Source organism: Bradyrhizobium sp. PRIMUS42 (assembly GCF_023006515.1).
Classification (GTDB): Bacteria; Pseudomonadota; Alphaproteobacteria; order Rhizobiales; family Xanthobacteraceae; genus Bradyrhizobium.
In genome coordinates this window covers 1-1406 of sequence record NZ_JALBGZ010001110.1, presented here as the reverse complement: position 1 = coordinate 1406, position 1406 = coordinate 1, and the positions used below count along the sequence as shown (strand labels likewise).

Annotated in this window: 1 protein-coding gene and 1 tRNA gene; both read left to right on the top strand. The window is 63.8% G+C overall.

Annotated elements, in window-relative coordinates:
• Positions 1-259 precede the first annotated feature (259 nt).
• A tRNA-Leu gene (locus tag MOV75_RS38085) sits at positions 260-344 on the top strand.
• Positions 345-517: 173 nt separating this feature from the next.
• On the top strand, positions 518-1406 hold an 889-nt coding region (gene tig / locus MOV75_RS38080; protein ID WP_247007986.1), incomplete at its 3' end, for a trigger factor.

Here is a 1406-nt window from a genome sequence, read left to right as displayed (position 1 = left end):
ACCCGCGATCAGCCCGGCCGCCGCGGCGCCAAGCCCGGCTGAAAGTCCGGCGCCAAGGCCGGCCAAAAGCTCGCGTCGGGTCGGGTCGAAGATCCCAGGTTTCATGGGCCGATCCGGACCACGCCGCGCTGGATAAGTCCAGCCGCCGTGCCTACGTAAAGCCTGCCTCCATCGGGCCATTTTTTTGCTGCGAACAGTCAGGCACATGCTATAAGCCCGGCCGCCCGCGGCATCGCGGCCGGTCTTGATGCAACTTCACGCGGGCGTGGCGGAACTGGTAGACGCGCTGGATTTAGGTTCCAGTGACGAAAGTTGTGGGGGTTCGAGTCCCTCCGCCCGCACCAAGCGCTTATCGCGTTTGCACGGATTACGAGACCTGCTTCCGCGCGGATGTTTGTCCGCTGGGAGCCGGTCCAATGAAGCACCGGCGTTGAGGCGTTTGCCTCGCGTCGGATCGATTAATGACAGCGTCCCGACGCATGCGCGCCGGGACCGAACGAGAAGAAGATTGGACGCCATGCAGGTCACAGAGACCCTCTCGGAAGGTTTGAAGCACGAGTTCAAGATCAGCGTCCCTGCGTCGGATCTCGACGCCAAGGCCGGTGCCAAGCTCGTTGACCTCAAGGACAAGGTTCGCATCAACGGCTTCCGTCCCGGCAAGGTGCCGGTCGCTCACCTCAAGAAGGTCTATGGCCGCTCGGTGATGGCCGAGACCATCGACCAGACCATCCGTGACACCAACACGCAGCTGTTCTCCGAGCGCGGCTTTCGCCTTGCGACCGAGCCGAAGATCACCATGCCGAGCGAGCAGGCCGAGGTTGAGGAATTGCTGAGCGGCAAGACCGATCTGACCTATACGGTCGCGATCGAGGTGGTGCCTTCGATTGCGCTCGCCGACTTCAAGACCTTCGAGGTCGAGAAGCCCGTCGCCGACGTCACCGACGCTGACGTCGACGAGGCGATCAAGCGCATCGCCGATACCAACCGCGCCTTTGCCGACAAGGGCGAGGGCGCCAAGGCTGCCTCGGGTGACCGCGTCACCATCAACTTCAAGGGCAGGATCAACGGCGAAGTCTTCGAGGGCGGCACCGGCGAGGGCATCCAGGTCGCCATCGGCTCCAACACCTTCATTCCCGGCTTCGAGGAGCAGCTGATCGGCATCGGCGCCAATGAGACGCGCACGCTGAAAGTGTCGTTCCCGAACAACTACATGAACGACAAGCTCGCCGGCCAGCCAGCCGAGTTCGAGACCACCGCGACGCTGATCGAGGCGCCGCAGGATCTCGCCGTCGACGACGAGTTCGCCAAGACGCTCGGCCTCGAATCGCTGGACAAGCTGAAGGAAGCCGCGCGCGAGCGTCTGGTTGCCGAGTTTGCCGGCGCGACGCGCCAGCGCGTCAAGCGCG